The 15,947-nt window shown below is 50.7% G+C and carries 15 protein-coding genes; 8 read left to right on the forward strand and 7 right to left on the reverse strand.

Going from position 1 to position 15,947, the window contains the following annotated elements; all coding sequences use genetic code 11:
- The first annotated feature begins 92 nt into the window (after nt 1–92).
- Together csgI and mgsA are read left to right on the forward strand one after the other, a co-directional pair.
- A complete protein-coding gene (gene csgI / locus OGV74_RS17490) occupies nt 93–755 on the forward strand; it encodes a curli synthesis inhibitor (RefSeq protein ID WP_016149882.1) in 663 nt (220 codons plus the stop codon).
- A 93-nt stretch (nt 756–848) separates the two neighbouring features.
- The gene (mgsA, locus tag OGV74_RS17495) at nt 849–1,307 is read left to right on the forward strand and encodes a methylglyoxal synthase (RefSeq protein ID WP_003035897.1); all 459 of its coding nucleotides are present in this window, start codon (nt 849–851) and stop codon (nt 1,305–1,307) included.
- A 32-nt stretch (nt 1,308–1,339) separates the two neighbouring features.
- On the opposite strand, the gene helD is transcribed toward mgsA, so the two are convergent.
- A complete protein-coding gene (gene helD, locus OGV74_RS17500) occupies nt 1,340–3,394 on the reverse strand; it encodes a DNA helicase IV (protein ID WP_086503918.1) in 2,055 nt (684 codons plus the stop codon).
- 125 nt (nt 3,395–3,519) lie between these two features.
- Here helD and OGV74_RS17505 point away from each other — a divergent pair, with 125 nt between their 5' ends.
- Both OGV74_RS17505 and yccS read left to right on the forward strand, forming a co-directional pair.
- Nucleotides 3,520–3,966 carry a YccF domain-containing protein gene (locus OGV74_RS17505; protein WP_086503917.1) on the forward strand — a complete coding sequence of 149 codons (447 nt, stop codon included), beginning with the start codon at nt 3,520–3,522 and terminating at the stop codon, nt 3,964–3,966.
- A gap of 18 nt (nt 3,967–3,984) precedes the next feature.
- A complete protein-coding gene (gene yccS / locus OGV74_RS17510; protein WP_032941200.1) occupies nt 3,985–6,138 on the forward strand; it encodes a YccS family putative transporter in 2,154 nt (717 codons plus the stop codon).
- Here yccS and OGV74_RS17515 read toward each other — a convergent pair.
- Nucleotides 6,116–6,730, reverse strand: a complete 615-nt coding sequence (locus OGV74_RS17515; RefSeq protein WP_003035889.1) for a TfoX/Sxy family DNA transformation protein — start codon at nt 6,728–6,730, stop codon at nt 6,116–6,118. The genes yccS and OGV74_RS17515 overlap by 23 nt on opposite strands.
- A 217-nt stretch (nt 6,731–6,947) precedes the next feature.
- Between OGV74_RS17515 and sulA the strand changes: the two genes are divergently transcribed.
- Nucleotides 6,948–7,457: an SOS-induced cell division inhibitor SulA gene (gene sulA, locus OGV74_RS17520; protein WP_032936288.1), complete on the forward strand. Its 510-nt coding sequence runs from the start codon at nt 6,948–6,950 to the stop codon at nt 7,455–7,457.
- A gap of 357 nt (nt 7,458–7,814) precedes the next feature.
- Nucleotides 7,815–8,873: a porin OmpA gene (ompA, locus tag OGV74_RS17525; RefSeq protein ID WP_003836839.1), complete on the forward strand. Its 1,059-nt coding sequence runs from the start codon at nt 7,815–7,817 to the stop codon at nt 8,871–8,873.
- Nucleotides 8,874–8,962: 89 nt separating this feature from the next.
- On the opposite strand, the gene matP is transcribed toward ompA, so the two are convergent.
- Nucleotides 8,963–9,415 (reverse strand): macrodomain Ter protein MatP, encoded by a 453-nt coding sequence (gene matP / locus OGV74_RS17530; protein WP_003035881.1) that lies wholly within the window; start codon nt 9,413–9,415, stop codon nt 8,963–8,965.
- Between the two features lie 185 nt (nt 9,416–9,600).
- On the opposite strand from matP, the gene OGV74_RS17535 reads away from it, so the two are divergent.
- Nucleotides 9,601–11,361 carry an AAA family ATPase gene (locus OGV74_RS17535; protein ID WP_003035878.1) on the forward strand — a complete coding sequence of 587 codons (1,761 nt, stop codon included), beginning with the start codon at nt 9,601–9,603 and terminating at the stop codon, nt 11,359–11,361.
- 68 nt (nt 11,362–11,429) lie between these two features.
- Entirely contained in the window at nt 11,430–11,948 is a 519-nt protein-coding gene (gene fabA / locus OGV74_RS17540) for a bifunctional 3-hydroxydecanoyl-ACP dehydratase/trans-2-decenoyl-ACP isomerase (protein WP_003035875.1), read from the forward strand.
- Between the two features lie 107 nt (nt 11,949–12,055).
- Here the strand turns inward: fabA and rmf are convergent, their stop codons facing one another.
- The 4 genes from rmf to pqiA form a co-directional block, all read right to left on the reverse strand.
- Complete coding sequence (rmf, locus tag OGV74_RS17545) at nt 12,056–12,223, reverse strand: ribosome modulation factor (RefSeq protein ID WP_003035871.1); 168 nt, start codon at nt 12,221–12,223, stop codon at nt 12,056–12,058.
- A gap of 256 nt (nt 12,224–12,479) precedes the next feature.
- Nucleotides 12,480–13,043 (reverse strand): membrane integrity-associated transporter subunit PqiC, encoded by a 564-nt coding sequence (gene pqiC, locus OGV74_RS17550; RefSeq protein WP_003035868.1) that lies wholly within the window; start codon nt 13,041–13,043, stop codon nt 12,480–12,482.
- Nucleotides 13,040–14,680, reverse strand: coding sequence for an intermembrane transport protein PqiB (gene pqiB, locus OGV74_RS17555; RefSeq protein WP_003836843.1), 1,641 nt, complete (start codon nt 14,678–14,680; stop codon nt 13,040–13,042). Before pqiB ends, pqiC begins: the two co-directional genes overlap by 4 nt.
- A gap of 4 nt (nt 14,681–14,684) precedes the next feature.
- The gene (gene pqiA, locus OGV74_RS17560; protein WP_003035862.1) at nt 14,685–15,938 is read right to left on the reverse strand and encodes a membrane integrity-associated transporter subunit PqiA; all 1,254 of its coding nucleotides are present in this window, start codon (nt 15,936–15,938) and stop codon (nt 14,685–14,687) included.
- Between the last annotated feature and the right edge of the window lie 9 nt (nt 15,939–15,947).

Genomic DNA, 15,947 nt, shown 5'->3' on the forward strand with positions numbered 1-15,947 from the left:
TAAACTCAAAAATATGTCTATATGTTAGTAAACATGATTATCGAAAAATTTAGATACATCTTATACAGATTTTTTCTGGACAGGAGAAACCTATGAAAGCCGGCATTGTGACAGCCTTAATTGCCCTGTGTTTGCCGGTAACCGTTTTTGCTACCTCTCTACGTCTGTCTAATGATATTGACCTTCTGGTGCTGGACGGAAAAAAAGTCTCCAGCTCATTACTGCGTGGTGCCGACAGTATTGAGCTGGAAAATGGTCGGCACCAACTCGTGTTTCGCGTAGAAAAAACCATTCGCCTGTCCAGCCACGAAGAACGTCTGTATATTTCGCCCCCGCTGGTCATCAGCTTTGATACCCAACTCGTCAGTCAGGTTAATTTTCACCTGCCACGTCTGAGCAACGAGCGAGATGCAACGCATTTTGATGATGCACCACGCGTAGAACTGCTGGATGGGGATTCCATGCCTATACCGGTTAAGCTGGATATTCTGTCAATCACATCCACCGCCAAAATCGTAGATTATGAAATGGAAACAGAGCGCTATAACAAAGCGGCTAAGCATGCGTCTTTACCGCAATTTGCCACGATGATGGCCGATGACAGTTCACTGCTTTCCGGGGTATCTGAACTGGATCGCGTGCCGCCTCAGTCGCAAACGCTGACCGAGCAGCGCTTAAAATATTGGTTTCAACAGGCTGACGCACAAACGCGAAGTAACTTCTTACAATGGGCTGAGAAACAGCCCCCATCGTGACATTTATGTTCGTATACGCATTTTTTTTGTCTTTCTCTTGCAGCGTCAAGTGCTTCCAGTACTCTGTAACAAGGTTAACTTGGGAGCTGTACTATGGAATTAACGACTCGCACATTACCAGCGCAGAAACATATTGCGTTGGTCGCACACGATCACTGCAAAAAGATGTTGATGAGCTGGGTTGAACGCCACCAGCCATTACTGGAAAAACACGTTCTGTATGCTACAGGAACAACAGGAAATCTAATTCAACGCGCGACAGGAATGGACGTCAACGCCATGCTGAGCGGCCCGATGGGGGGTGACCAGCAGGTGGGTGCGCTAATTTCAGAAGGGAAAATTGATGTGCTGATTTTCTTCTGGGATCCGCTCAACGCCGTTCCCCACGATCCTGATGTCAAAGCCCTGCTACGCCTGGCCACAGTCTGGAACATTCCGGTCGCCACCAACGTGTCAACGGCTGATTTTATTATCCAGTCGCCAAACTTCAACGACGCAACGGATATCTTGATCCCGGATTACGCCCGTTATCTTGCAGAACGCCTCAAATAAACGCTAAGCAGGCGGCAACTGCCGCCTGCTTTTCAAGGTTTCCGGGTCACCGGAACGTCTAATTGCTTAAGCTCATCAACAAAACATGATGGCGCGTCTTTGCTAAACAGTAGCCATACCCGATGTCGTGCACGCGTTAGCGCCACATACAGCAACCGCCGCTCTTCAGCATCAGGAAAATCTTCAACTGCCGGGAGTAACGCCTCTTCCATAATCGACTCGCGAGCCGGAGCCGGAAAACCGTCATTCCCGTCATGAAGCCCCATAACAATGACGTAATCCGCCTGCTGCCCTTTGCTAGCATGAATAGTCATAAAATCCAACTGCAGCTTGGGCCAGCGGGTGGTCGCTTTGTCCAGGCTGGCTGGCTTCAGATGATGGTACCGCGCCAGCACCAGAATTCTCTCTTCAGCTTTCACAAAACCCGACAACTTATCCAGCAACAGATCTAACTGACTTTCATCGAGCAACGTGACAGCTTTTTTATCACCGATCGTCAGACTGTTCAGCGGTTTCGTGAGCTGATGTGGGTTTTGCTGGATAAACTGGTTTGCGACTTCGCCAATCCGGCTATTAAAACGGTAAGTCGTATCCAGATTACAGCTATCGCCCTCACCAAAATTTTGCTGGAATGCGGTCGTCAGAGAAAGCTGTGCTCCGCTGAACCGGTAAATGGCCTGCCAGTCATCTCCCACGGCAAACAGTGTGGTCTGCGAGTTTTGTTTTCGCAAGGCGGCTAACAGGGCGGCGCGCTGAGGGGAAATATCCTGAAATTCATCGACCAGAATATGTTTCCACGGACTGATAAACCGCCCCTTCTCCAGAATGACAATAGCCTGATGGATCAACCCGGAGAAATCGACGGCATTCTCATCCTTCAGGGCACTCTTCCAGGCCTTGAGCAGCGGCGCCATTAGCTTTATGCGTTTACTGAACAGATCGCGGATCTCCTCCGGAGCATTAGCAATCATCTCCGCCTGTGCTCCACCATGCATCCGCATCAAACTAACCCAGCGATCCAACCGGGAGGCCAGACGGCGCTGTAATTTTTCGTCATCCCAGAAGTTACCTTCGGGTACAGACCACTGCATTTCTTCTTCTAACCATTGTCGCCAGCCTTTAGCCTGAGCCTTTTTCTCACTGCACTGCTGACGCCAGGTCGTTATAAATAGTTTGTTGCGAGCGGCGGCATCATTTTCCAGCTTGCTCACTGTTGGAACTTTTTTGCTACCTTGCGAAATAATGTACAACGCCAGTGAATGGAACGTCCGCGCAGTGACCTCGTCCGTATGCAGACGCTCACGAATGCGGTCATCCATCTCCTGGGCTGCTTTGCGTCCAAACGCCAGCAACAGGATCTGTTCAGCCGCCGCCTCTCCTCGAGCAAGCAGCCAGCCCGCACGGGCGACCAATACGGATGTTTTGCCGCTTCCGGCCCCCGCAAGAACCAATAAGGATTGCTCACCGTTCACTACCGCGCGCGCCTGAGCCGGATTCAACGGCGAAGATTCAATATGCTGGAAAAACTCAGCATACTCTTCCAGCATTGCCTCGGTGTACGCCTGATTGTGCTGTAAGCGGCAGGCTTCAATGTCCTTCAACCACGCCTGGCATTGACGTAACGCCTCCCGGCAATTTTCAAATTCTTCCAGCCGATTAACCGGGAGCGGTAAAGCAGCAAAGGCACGGCGAATCTGCTGCTGCAGCCCTGATGTTTGTTCGCGCGTCAGCCATTTACTTTCACTAGTACGCGCCGCTATCGCATCCAACTGCTGCTGTAAAACCCCCGCAGCAACGTCACTCATTTCCTGGCTCCACTGTTGCCAGAGTGCATTCAAATGATGATGGAAGCGCTGGGTTTCCGCCCACTCTGTACCGTGAAGACGGACCACCTTCTCATCCGGGAGTACAAACTCCAGCTCGCCCCACACCAGACCACGTTTGCAATGAATAGCCAGTAACTGATTGAAGGGAATAAGATACTCGTGACGATCGCCGGAAACTTTAATCCCGGCATTGAGAATAACGGCCCGATCGTAAGGGTGTTGTGCCAGACGTTTTCCAAGAGAAGTAGCTTTCAGTTCCATAAGACTCAAGCGGATCCACACGAAGAGGTTTGCTTATCAGTGTAACCGCCAGAGAAAACGTGCTCCAGCCCAAAAAAACGTTACAATTGCCGAATTCACAGAAAACCAGAGTTAACCGAGGGTTTATGCGTACTGTTCTGAATATTTTAAATTTTGTGCTTGGAGGGTTCGCCACCACCCTGGCCTGGTTACTGGCAACGCTGGTCAGTGTCGTGCTTATTTTTACTTTACCCTTAACCCGTTCATGCTGGGAGATAACCCGACTTTCGCTGTTTCCCTATGGCAACGAAGCGATACATGTCGATGAACTGAATCCGGCCGGTAAAAGCGTCCTGTTGAATACCGGCGGCACCGTGCTCAATATTTTCTGGCTGATTTTCTTCGGCTGGTGGTTGTGTCTGATGCACATTGTCTCTGGTATTGCTCAGTGCATAACGATTATTGGTATTCCGGTTGGCATTGCGAACTTTAAAATCGCTGCCATTGCGCTCTGGCCGGTGGGTCGCCGGGTAGTTTCAGTAGAAGTTGCCCGTGCAGCGCGTGAAGCCAATGCACGTCGTCGCTTTGAATAATCAGGACCAATGGCCTTTATGTTAAGTCCTCTGCTCAAACGCTATACCTGGAACAGCACCTGGTTGTACTACGTGCGGATTTTTATCGCGCTATGCGGTACAACGGCGCTGCCCTGGTGGCTGGGTGACGTCAAGCTGACCATCCCTCTCACGCTAGGTATGGTCGCTGCCGCACTTACCGATCTCGACGATCGTCTCGCGGGCCGACTGCGCAATTTAATCATCACGCTGGTGTGCTTTTTTATTGCCTCAGCCTCCGTTGAACTGCTCTTCCCATGGCCCTGGCTGTTTGCTATTGGGTTAACGCTTTCCACCAGCGGTTTTATTCTGCTGGGGGGATTAGGCCAGCGCTATGCAACCATCGCTTTTGGCGCGTTGCTCATCGCCATTTACACGATGCTGGGCACCTCGCTTTACGATCAGTGGTATCAACAACCAATCCTGCTGCTCGCTGGCGCTATCTGGTATAACCTGCTGACGCTCACCGGACATCTTCTGTTCCCCATCCGCCCCTTACAGGATAATCTTGCACGCAGCTACGAACAATTAGCGCACTACCTGGAACTGAAGTCGCGTCTTTTTGATCCCGACATAGAAGATGAAAGCCAGGCGCCGTTGTATGATTTAGCCCTCGCTAATGGGCAACTGATGGCAACGCTAAACCAGACCAAAGTGTCGCTGCTGACTCGCCTGCGCGGTGACCGTGGACAACGGGGAACACGTCGCACGCTACATTACTATTTTGTGGCGCAGGATATTCATGAACGCGCAAGCTCCTCACATATTCAGTATCAAACGCTACGCGATCATTTCCGTCATAGCGATGTGATGTTCCGCTTCCAGCGGTTGATGTCGATGCAAGGACAAGCCTGTTCACAATTGTCTCGTTGTATTTTATTACGCACGCCTTACCAGCACGATCCGCACTTTGAACGCGTCTTCACCCATATAGATGCCGCACTTGAGCGCATGCGTGCCAGTGGTGAGCCTGCAGATCTGCTCAATACGCTGGGATTCTTACTATCGAACCTGCGGGCTATCGATGCGCAACTGGCCACCATTGAGTCTGAACAGGCTCAGGTACTCTCGCGCAATGAGTCTGAAAATCAGCTTGCTGATGACAGTCCCCATGGATTCAGCGATATCTGGTTACGCCTGAGCCGTAATTTCACCCCAGAGTCCGCACTGTTCCGCCATGCCGTCCGCATGTCGTTAGTACTCTGTGTTGGTTATGCCATTATCCAGGTAACCGGCATGAATCACGGATACTGGATCTTGCTGACCAGCCTGTTTGTCTGTCAACCAAACTACAATGCCACCCGACATCGCCTGGCGCTCAGGATTATCGGCACGTTGGTTGGGATTGCCATCGGTTTACCGATCCTGTGGTTTGTGCCCTCTTTAGAAGGGCAGCTAATACTTTTAGTGATCACTGGTGTACTGTTTTTTGCCTTTCGCAACGTCCAGTATGCGCATGCCACCATGTTTATCACGCTGCTGGTATTACTGTGCTTTAACCTGCTCGGCGAAGGCTTTGAGGTTGCGCTGCCGCGTGTCATCGATACGCTAATTGGCTGTGCTATCGCCTGGGCGGCTGTCAGTTTCATCTGGCCAGACTGGCGTTTTCGTAATCTACCACGGGTAATTGAGCGGGCGACTGACGCTAACTGCCGCTACCTTGATGCAATTCTCGAACAATACCATCAGGGTCGTGATAATCGTCTGGCCTACCGTATCGCTCGCCGTGACGCGCATAACCGTGATGCTGAACTCGCCTCCGTGGTGTCAAACATGTCGAGCGAGCCGGATGTGACGGCCCAAACCCGCGAAACGGCGTTCCGTTTACTGTGTCTCAACCATACGTTTACCAGCTATATTTCTGCGCTTGGCGCACATCGCGAACAGTTGACCAATCCAGACGTTCTGGCATTGCTGGATGACGCTGTTTGCTATGTTGATGATGCCCTTCACCATCAACCCGCTGACGAGCAACGCGTATACCAGGCGTTAGAAGGGCTGAAGCAGCGAATTCAGCACCTGGAACCACGCCCGGACAGTAAAGAGCCTCTGGTCGTTCAGCAAGTTGGGTTATTGATCGCTCTGCTCCCGGAAATCCGGCGATTACAGCAGCAAATTGCCGTACTACCTTCTAATACCCCGGTTCCGGCGTAAGAGAACTTACCCACTCCACCAGCTCCTGGCGACGCGTCGCCGGGAGCGCGGCTTCATGTATCCCCCCTACCGCGCCTTCAAGGGCATAGAGTACTTTTACCGTCAGAGCCGGGTTATTTTGCCGAAGTTTCAGCCAGCACATTTGTGCTCCCAACGACCGCATTGTCCCCTCATCTTTAATTCCAACTTCATTCAGCAGAGTCTCCAGATGAAACGTCATATTCGGCAATTCCCGCAGACGATGCTGGGTAAAGCGACTCTGTTTTTCCTTAACCGCTGCATCCAACGAATATCGCGATAACGACACCAGTTGCTGCTGGTTTTGCCACAGGGCATCGTTCACCTGGTAATAATTAAGTACAAGAGGACGTCCCCGCTTAATAAATGTCAGCCAGACAGGAGAATTTTGTACACAATACTGGGCGCTCTGTTCACAGGCGCGAAGATACAACTCACCATTGGCGACCATGGCAAAGACCGTATCGCCAACCGTCAGACTGTAGCCACCAAACAGTGAGCGATAGTGAATTGTCCCCAGAGAAGCCAGATATTCCTGCGATTTATAGATCCTTGCATAAGAAAGCTCTTTCATAAAAATCCTTTTTAAATCATAACGTAAGCAAATGATTTTCAGTAGCGGATCCGTTAATGACGAAAATAGGCAACTTATGCGTATGGGGCAAGATGAATTTTATTTTTCCCGTGACGATGACTAAAAATTGCGAACCTGTTTCCGAAAATAAGGTTGATCTTTGTTGATGGTAGGGTTACTGTATATTCATACAGTAACTCACAGGGCTGGATTGATTATGTACACTTCAGGCTATGCAAATCGTTCTTCGTCGTTCTCTTCCGCATCAAGCAGCATTGCGCGCGTTTCATCAGAGAACGCAACCGCTGGGCTTATCAGTGAAGTAGTCTATCGCGAGGACCAGCCCATGATGACGCAACTACTGCTGCTTCCTCTGCTGCAACAGTTAGGGCAGCAATCACGCTGGCAGCTGTGGCTGACGCCTCAGCAAAAATTAAGCCGGGAGTGGGTGCAGTCAGCCGGACTTCCATTGACAAAAGTAATGCAGATTAGCCAACTCTCCCCCTGCAATACGCTGGAATCGATGATCCGTGCGCTGCGCACAGGTAATTACAGTGTCGTTATCGGCTGGCTGGCAGAAGAATTAACGGAAGATGAACATGCCGAGCTGGTAAAAGCGGCTGATGAAGGAAATGCGATGGGTTTTATCATGCGTCCTGTTTGCGCACAGTCACTTGCGGGGAGACAGCATTCCGGGCTAAAAATTCACTCGAATTTGTATCATTGAGTAAAATTAGGATTTATCCTGGAATTTTTTTTCATGCTTTAATTTGCCTTTGAGCTTTAACGCGTTTTTCGTCCGAACGCCTGTCTCAAGCGGTTTTCAGGAAATCCTCAGTGCATTTAGTCATCAATAAATGTTAAATATTATGTATACAAGCCTTTTTTTTTCATATGCCTGACGGACTTCACACTTGTAAGTTTTCAACTACGTTGTAGACTTTACATCGCCAGGGGTGCTCGGCGTAAGCCGCAGATATCGGTAGAGCAACTATTGAACTGGTCCCCGGGTGAAGGATTTAACCGTGTTATCTCTCTTCGGAGATATTCATGGCGAATTTTGGATGATAACGAGGCGCAAAAAATGAAAAAGACAGCTATCGCAATTGCAGTGGCACTGGCTGGTTTCGCTACCGTGGCGCAGGCCGCTCCGAAAGATAACACCTGGTACGCTGGTGCTAAAATGGGCTGGTCTCAGTACCATGATATTGGCAACAACCAGATCAACAACGCCGGTCCGACCCACGAAAGCCAACTGGGTGCCGGTGCGTTCGGTGGTTATCAGGTTAACCCGTACGTTGGTTTTGAAATGGGTTACGACTGGTTAGGCCGTATGCCGTACAAAGGCTACACCGACCAGACTCATCAAAACGGCGCTTTCAAAGCTCAGGGCGTTCAGCTGACCGCTAAACTGGGTTACCCAATCACTGACGATCTGGACGTTTATACCCGTCTGGGTGGTATGGTTTGGCGTGCAGACGCTAAAAACAACGAAGGCTTCAAAGACCACGACACTGGTGTATCCCCAGTATTCGCTGGTGGCGTAGAGTATGCAATTACTCCTGAAATCGCTACCCGTCTGGAATACCAGTGGACCAACAACATCGGTGACGCGAACACCGTTGGTGGTCGTCCGGATAACGGCCTGTTGAGCGTTGGTGTTTCTTACCGTTTCGGCCAGCAGGAAGAAGCAGCTCCAGTAGTTGTTGCTCCGGCTCCGGCTCCAGAAGTACAGACCAAGCACTTCACTCTGAAGTCTGACGTTCTGTTCAACTTCAACAAAGCAACTCTGAAACCAGAAGGCCAGCAGGCTCTGGACCAGATGTACAGCCAGCTGAGCAACCTGGATCCGAAAGACGGTTCCGTAGTGGTTCTGGGCTTCACTGACCGCATCGGTTCTGACGCTTACAACCAGGGTCTGTCCGAGAAACGTGCTCAGTCCGTTGTTGATTACCTGATCTCTAAAGGTATTCCTTCTGACAAAATCTCTGCACGTGGCATGGGTGAATCCAACCCTGTTACTGGCAACACCTGTGACAACGTGAAAGCTCGCGCTGCACTGATCGACTGCCTGGCTCCGGATCGTCGTGTTGAGATCGAAGTTAAAGGCATCAAAGACGTTGTAACTCAGCCTCAGGCTTAAGTTATCGTCTTATAAAAAAACCCCGCTATGCGGGGTTTTTTTTCATCTGTTTCCACTCAAAACAAGCCTCTTGTTACACCAGCCAACCGCTAGTCTTTTCCCAGCAACGCCTGTAAATCCTGCTTCAATGTCGACATTTTGTTCGCGTACTTCTCTTTATGCTCTGCGTCTTCAATCAGCTGCACTATAGTTTCAGAAAGTGTTTTTCCGCGCCGCTGCGCAAGACCTGCCAGACGCTGCCAGACCATAAACTCCAGATCGATAGATTTCTTACGCGTATGTTGATGTTCTGCATTAAAGTGCCGCTTACGCCTCGCCCGGATCGTTTGCTTCATACGATTGAGCAGTGCAGGGTTCATGTATTCTTCAATCCAGGCGTTGACCCGAACCGGTTCATTTTCGAGGGTTAGCAACAAATCAACGGCTTCTTTGGCAGCGCTGGCTTCCACATAGCGGGTAATCAACTCCCCCTCGCGATGCTTCTTCACCAGGTACTTCCATTTCCATCCGCTTTCAAGATTTTCAAGTTGTTGATATTTCATTGCGATCTCAATGTTACCGTGTAACTCTTATCAGAATATCAGCTTTTTCGGCATCTGAAGAAAAGAATATCCAGCCTGTGAACTGTCGCGCGTCATCACAACCGTTTCGCGGCGCTTTCCAGGTGTTTAGTGGTGAGGGTTACGGTATAATCTCGTTTTTTACAACAGACTAAAAAACATCAACTTTGACCATTACGAAACTTGCATGGCGTGATCTGGTTCCTGATACCGACAGTTATCAGGAAGTATTTGCACAGCCGCACGTCACTGACGACACCGACACCTTACTTAGTGATACTCAGCCACGTTTACAATTCGCGCTAGAGCAGCTTCTTCAGCACTGGACAACATCCTCGTTCATGTTGGTGAAAGCACCGGAGGAGCTTGAGTATCTCAACCTTATTGCAAAAGCAGCACGTCCCTTGCACACGGATGCAGGAAGCCTGACTGGCGGTCATTACGACATCTCCGGTCACACTATTCGTTATCGTACAGCTGAAAAAGCGGAAGACAATTTTGCGACGTTGACGCAGGTGGTCAGCGCTGACTGGGCCGAAGCTGAACAACTGTTTGGCTGTCTACGTCAGTTCAATGGCGAAATTACGCTGCAGCCAGGTCTGGTACATCAGGCCAATGGGGGGGTGCTGGTTATCTCATTGCGCACGCTGTTGGCCCAACCTCTGTTGTGGATGCGTCTGAAAGCCATTGTCAGCCACGAGCGTTTTGATTGGGTGGCTTTTGATGAGTCTCGCCCACTGCCTGTCTCTGTTCCGCCTATGCCGCTTAAACTGAAAGTGATTTTGGTGGGTGAGCGTGAATCGCTGGCGGATTTCCAGGACATGGAACCAGAGTTGGCTGAGCAGGCCATTTACAGCGAGTTTGAAGATAATCTGCAGATAGTGGATGCCGAAACCATGACGCAGTGGTGTCAGTGGGTCACGCATACTGCCATGCGCAATAATTTGCCTTACCCCGCTCCTGATGCCTGGCAGGTTTTGATCCGTGAAGCCGTCCGCTATACCGGTGAACAGGATACATTGCCGCTTAACCCGCTGTGGATCACCAGACAGTTCAAAGAGGTAGCCCCGTTATGCGAGAGCGAAACCTGCAACGCTGAGCAGTTCAGCCTGATGCTGGCTCAGCGCGAATGGCGTGAGGGATTCCTGGCTGAACGCATGCAGGATGAAATTCTGCAAGAGCAGATCCTTATCGAGACAGAAGGCGAGCGTATTGGCCAGATCAACGCCTTGTCGGTGATTGAGTTTCCAGGCCACCCACGCGCATTTGGCGAACCTTCTCGTATCAGTTGCGTCGTGCATATTGGCGACGGCGAGTTTACGGACATTGAGCGCAAAGCCGAGCTCGGCGGAAATATTCATGCCAAGGGTATGATGATTATGCAGGCGTTCCTGATGTCGGAACTCCAGCTTGAGCAGCAAATCCCTTTCTCTGCCTCGCTGACCTTTGAGCAATCTTACAGCGAAGTGGACGGTGACAGCGCGTCTATGGCAGAACTGTGCGCATTGATCAGCGCCCTCGCCGACGTGCCTGTTAATCAAAGTATCGCCATTACCGGTTCTGTCGATCAGTTTGGTCGGGCGCAACCTGTCGGTGGTCTGAATGAGAAAATTGAAGGTTTCTTCGCCATCTGCCAGCAGCGTGAGCTGACGGGCACGCAGGGCGTTATCATTCCTTCGGCTAACGTCAGACACCTCAGCCTGCATCCCGCGCTGCTACAGGCCATAGAAGAAGAAAAATTCACTATCTGGGCGGTGGACGACGTAACTGATGCGCTGCCACTGTTGTTAAATCTGGTGTGGGATGGCGAAGGCCAGACAACGCTGATGCAAACCATTCAGGAGCGTATTGCCACGGCTACGCAACAGGAAGGTCGTCACCGTTTTCCATGGCCGCTACGTTGGCTGAACTGGATTATTCCGAACTGATCGGACTTGTTCAGCGTACACGTGTTAGCTATCCTGCGTGCTTCAATAAAATAAGGCTTACAGAGAACATGGTAGATAAACGCGAATCCTATACGAAAGAAGACCTTCTTGCCTCTGGTCGCGGTGAACTGTTTGGCGCAAAAGGGCCACAACTGCCAGCACCAAGCATGCTGATGATGGACCGTGTCATCAAGATGACCGAAACCGGTGGCAACTTTGACAAAGGTTATGTTGAAGCTGAACTGGATATCAACCCAGACCTGTGGTTCTTCGGTTGTCACTTTATCGGCGATCCGGTGATGCCGGGCTGCCTGGGTCTCGACGCCATGTGGCAGCTGGTTGGATTCTATCTCGGCTGGCTGGGCGGCGAAGGTAAAGGCCGTGCGCTGGGCGTAGGTGAAGTTAAATTCACCGGCCAGGTTCTGCCGACTGCGAAGAAAGTCACTTACCGCATTCACTTCAAACGTATCGTTAACCGTCGCCTGATCATGGGCCTGGCTGATGGTGAAGTGCTGGTTGATGGTCGCCTGATCTACACCGCAAACGATCTGAAAGTGGGTCTGTTCCAGGACACTTCCGCGTTCTAATCCAGGACGGCGTAGCAGCCAGACATTAACGTTTCTCCGTTTTATCTGGTGTGCAAAAAGGCGAAACCTCCGCTCTGCGGAGGTTTCTTTTATCTAAAGAGACAGAATCAGGCCATTAAAACCCTATCCCCCATGGCTTCTCGCCAGCCTCCCAGCCAGTATGACCTCTGATTCAGCGTCTGATAGGGACACATTTCTTTTGAGCGTCCGGCAATGCCGGCCTGATATCCACGTTGATGTGCCCGTTCCAGGCGATCTCGTTTTTGTCTCTTCATGCCTCGTTTCCCTCATTTTTTGGTCTGGTGGAAAAGAAAACAGTGATTACTAAGTGTGCAATCACACTAAACGAATACCCCTAAACATTAGGCCCGTCAATGCGCAAAATTCACGCCAGTGTCATATTTGTGAGCTAGCCTCTAAATCATTTGTACAAAAATAGTCAGTCAGAACAGCTATCTCCACGGCTAAAAAAATAAAAAAAACCGCCCCGGGCGGTGAGCCAGGGGCGGCATAATTTACAATTATTTAAGCTTATGGGATGCGTTTCAGCTCTTGAGCAATAGCCGTCGCTTCCTGACTCCAGGCGTTGGCAAGAACCTTCACCATCTCATCGTAGCCGTCTTTAGTCTGTACAGCTTCGATGTGGAATGGACGTTTGATCAGTTGTCCCTGATGATTCAGCAACCATTCACCACTCACGATAACCTTACCATCGTAACGACCGTGGAAGCCGGTTACGGTGACGTTCAGCGTGTCCTGGGTGCTTCCCAGCGGCTGCGAAGCAACAACCCAGCCAGGCAACTGCATGCTGAGGTTAGCAACCAGCGTATTGCGCAATTGCTGATCTAATGGGCTGGCCCAGAGATTATTATTGGCTATAACATATTGCACATCGCTGGTCTGGTAAACCACCCCATTACCGGCCAGATAATCAGGTACCGCAATCTGTTCAACCCACAGCAGACGGTTTCCCTGATTGGCGGAGCTCTGCACACCGCCTTGTGCGATAGGGAGCTGGTAATAGCTTTTATTCTCTCCGCTGGAGCTGCATGACGTCAGCCAGACCGCCATCATCACCACTAGCCACTTTTTCATTGTTTCGCCCTCTTCGGCTCTGGATCTTTTTTGTCCTTCGCTTCAAATACCAGCGCATTACTCTTATCGTTCAGCGTTTTCAGTACCGGTTGCAGTTCACGTAGCACCTGATCAAGACGCTGCATATCTGCCACCATCTTGTTGTAGGCCGCGGAACCAGGCTGGAAGCCCTGCATGCTACGATTTAGTTCACGCAGCGTGTTCTGCATATCCGCCGGAAGATCCTGCATCGACTGGCTGGACGTGATCTTGTTCATGTTATCCAGCGTGGTTTGCAGATGCTTCATCGTGCGCTGGCTTTCCGACAGCGTATTGGTTGCCTGCTCAATCATCGGGTTCAGCGGCAGATTATTAATCTTATCCAACGCTTCCATCAGACGCTGTTGGATCTGCGCCAGACCACCGCTCACGGTCGGAATAATTTGATAACCATTAAATTCACGCACACCAGTAATCGGCGGCTCTTTCGGGTAGAAGTCGAGATCGACATACAGCGCGCCGGTCACCAGGTTCCCGGTTTTGAGCGATGCCCGTAATCCGCGTTTAAGCAATTCCGCCAGATGAGCACCAACATCAGTATCTTCGCCCAGCTGCGCCTTCAGACGTTCTGGTTCGATGCGTACCAGCACCGGAATGCGGTAATCATTGTTGAACACCTGGCGCATATTCGGTGAGAAGAAAGGTACTTTACTCACCGTACCCAAGCGGATGCCACGGAATTCCAGCGGCGCACCAGGCTGCAGGCCACGAATCGAATCTTTAAAGAACATCAGATAATCGATATGATCGGTATACAGTGAATCCTGAATGCTTTTTTGATCGTCATAAAGATTAAACGCTGACTGTTGTGCGACCGGCTCGCCCTGCTCTAAACCTTCTGGCACATCAAAACTTACACCACCGCCAAACAGCGTGGAGAGCGACCCCATTTCTACGCGCATACCTGCTGAGGTAAGATCTACGGCGATCCCGCTGTCTTTCCAGAAACGCACATTACTGGTCACCAGACGATCGTTAGGCGCATTAATGAAAAGCTGATAGCTGATCGTACGCTTTTGCGCATCAAATGTGCTGGTTTCAACCGAACCTACACGATAGCCGCGAAAAAGCACCGGATCGCCCGGACTCAACTGACCGGCTTTTTTGCTGTCCAGAATCACACGGATCCCTTTTGCATCTGGCGGGGCCAGCGGCGGTGAATCCAGCAGTTGGTAATTTTCCAGCTTACTGCCTTTATTGCCAGGCTGCAGTTCAATATAAGCCCCGGACAATAGCGTGCCGAGCCCACTGATACCTTCACGTCCAACCTGCGGCTTCACCACCCAAAAGACAGAATCTTTATGCAGCAGCTTTTCCATTCCGGAGTTAAGACGCGCTTTAATCTCCACATGGGTCAGATCATCCGTCAGGGTTGCGCTCTCAACGATGCCGACGTCTACACTGCGGCTCTTAATCGTCGTTTTGCCCCCTTCAATACCTTCGGCATTGGTGGTAATAAGCGTGACCTGTGGCCCCTGATGACTGTAGTGATAAAACAGAACCCACGCGCCAATGAGTGCAGTGACGATAGGAAATATCCACACGGGCGACCAGTTTTTTACCTTTTGCACTTTGGCTTCCCCACTTTTAGATTCCATGCTGTCAGGACTCCTCATGGCCTGGTTCTGGTTCACGATCCCACGACAGACGCGGATCAAATGTCATCGCAGAAAACATTGTCATAATGACGACTAAAGCAAACATCAAAGCACCCATTGCAGGATAAATGTTCATTAACCCTCCCATGCGCACCAGCGCAGAGAGTACCGCAATCACAAATACGTCGATCATTGACCAGCGACCGACAAATTCCACAACTTCATAAATCAGGTGCATACGTTCACTGTCGCGTTTGCCGTGCCCTTTGGCGTCCCAGCATAGCCAGGCAATGGCGATCATTTTCAACGTCGGCACCATAATACTGGCGATAAAGATAACCGCAGCCACCGGATACGAGCCTTCGCTCCAGATTAAAACCACCCCCTCAAGTATGGTTGACGGCAGCTTTGACCCGAGCAAATCGGTAATCATAATCGGCAGAATATTGGCAGGAAGATAAAGCATGATTGACGTAAACAGTAATGCCAACGTCCATTGCAGACTGTTTTTACGCCGCACATAGCCTTTCGTCTGACAGCGTGGGCACACCCGTTCATCAGCGGGAAGTATTGCAGTGCAGCAAGAGCAGGAACGCAGTCCCTGTCGAATACCAGGCACGCCAGGTTTTAAGGCCTGCTTTATGACAGGCATTGGCGCAATATCATCCCATAGCCAGCGACGGTCAACGCACTGAAATGCACGCAACTGTAAAACGCAAAAGAAGCACCACGGAATAAAGCTGCTGCCCACGCCGATATCGCCGTAGGCCATCAGCTTAACAAAGCTCACCAGCACGCCGGCGAGGAAGATTTCTGCCATTCCCCAGCTTTTTAACTGAAACAAAATGCGCGCCAGCCATGCTTTAAGCCGCTCGGGCATCTGAACCCGGTTTACCAGTAGCAGGATCGTCAGCAGGCAAAAGGCCGGAACCAGCTGAACGAATAAGATAAAGAAGGTGCCGAGACTGGCGTAATCTTCAGAAAAGAGCACGCTGGGAATTTGCAGCAACGTCACTTCACTACTCACCCCTGCGACGTTCATATTCACAAAGGGAAAGAGGTTTGACAGCAGCAGCATAAATAGTGCGGCTAAAACATAGGCAGTGGGACGCTGCCGGGGCGCGTCCCACTCAACGGTTAACGTAGTGCCACATCGTGGACATGCCGCTTTCTGACCATGCTCAAGGCGAGGTAACGCCACCAGCATGTCACACTGCGAGCACAAAATATGCTTCGCGGCATGGTGATGTTCGCACATAGGTGCTCC

The organism is Citrobacter sp. Cf116 (genome assembly GCF_030336505.1).
GTDB lineage: Bacteria > Pseudomonadota > Gammaproteobacteria > Enterobacterales > Enterobacteriaceae > Citrobacter > Citrobacter freundii.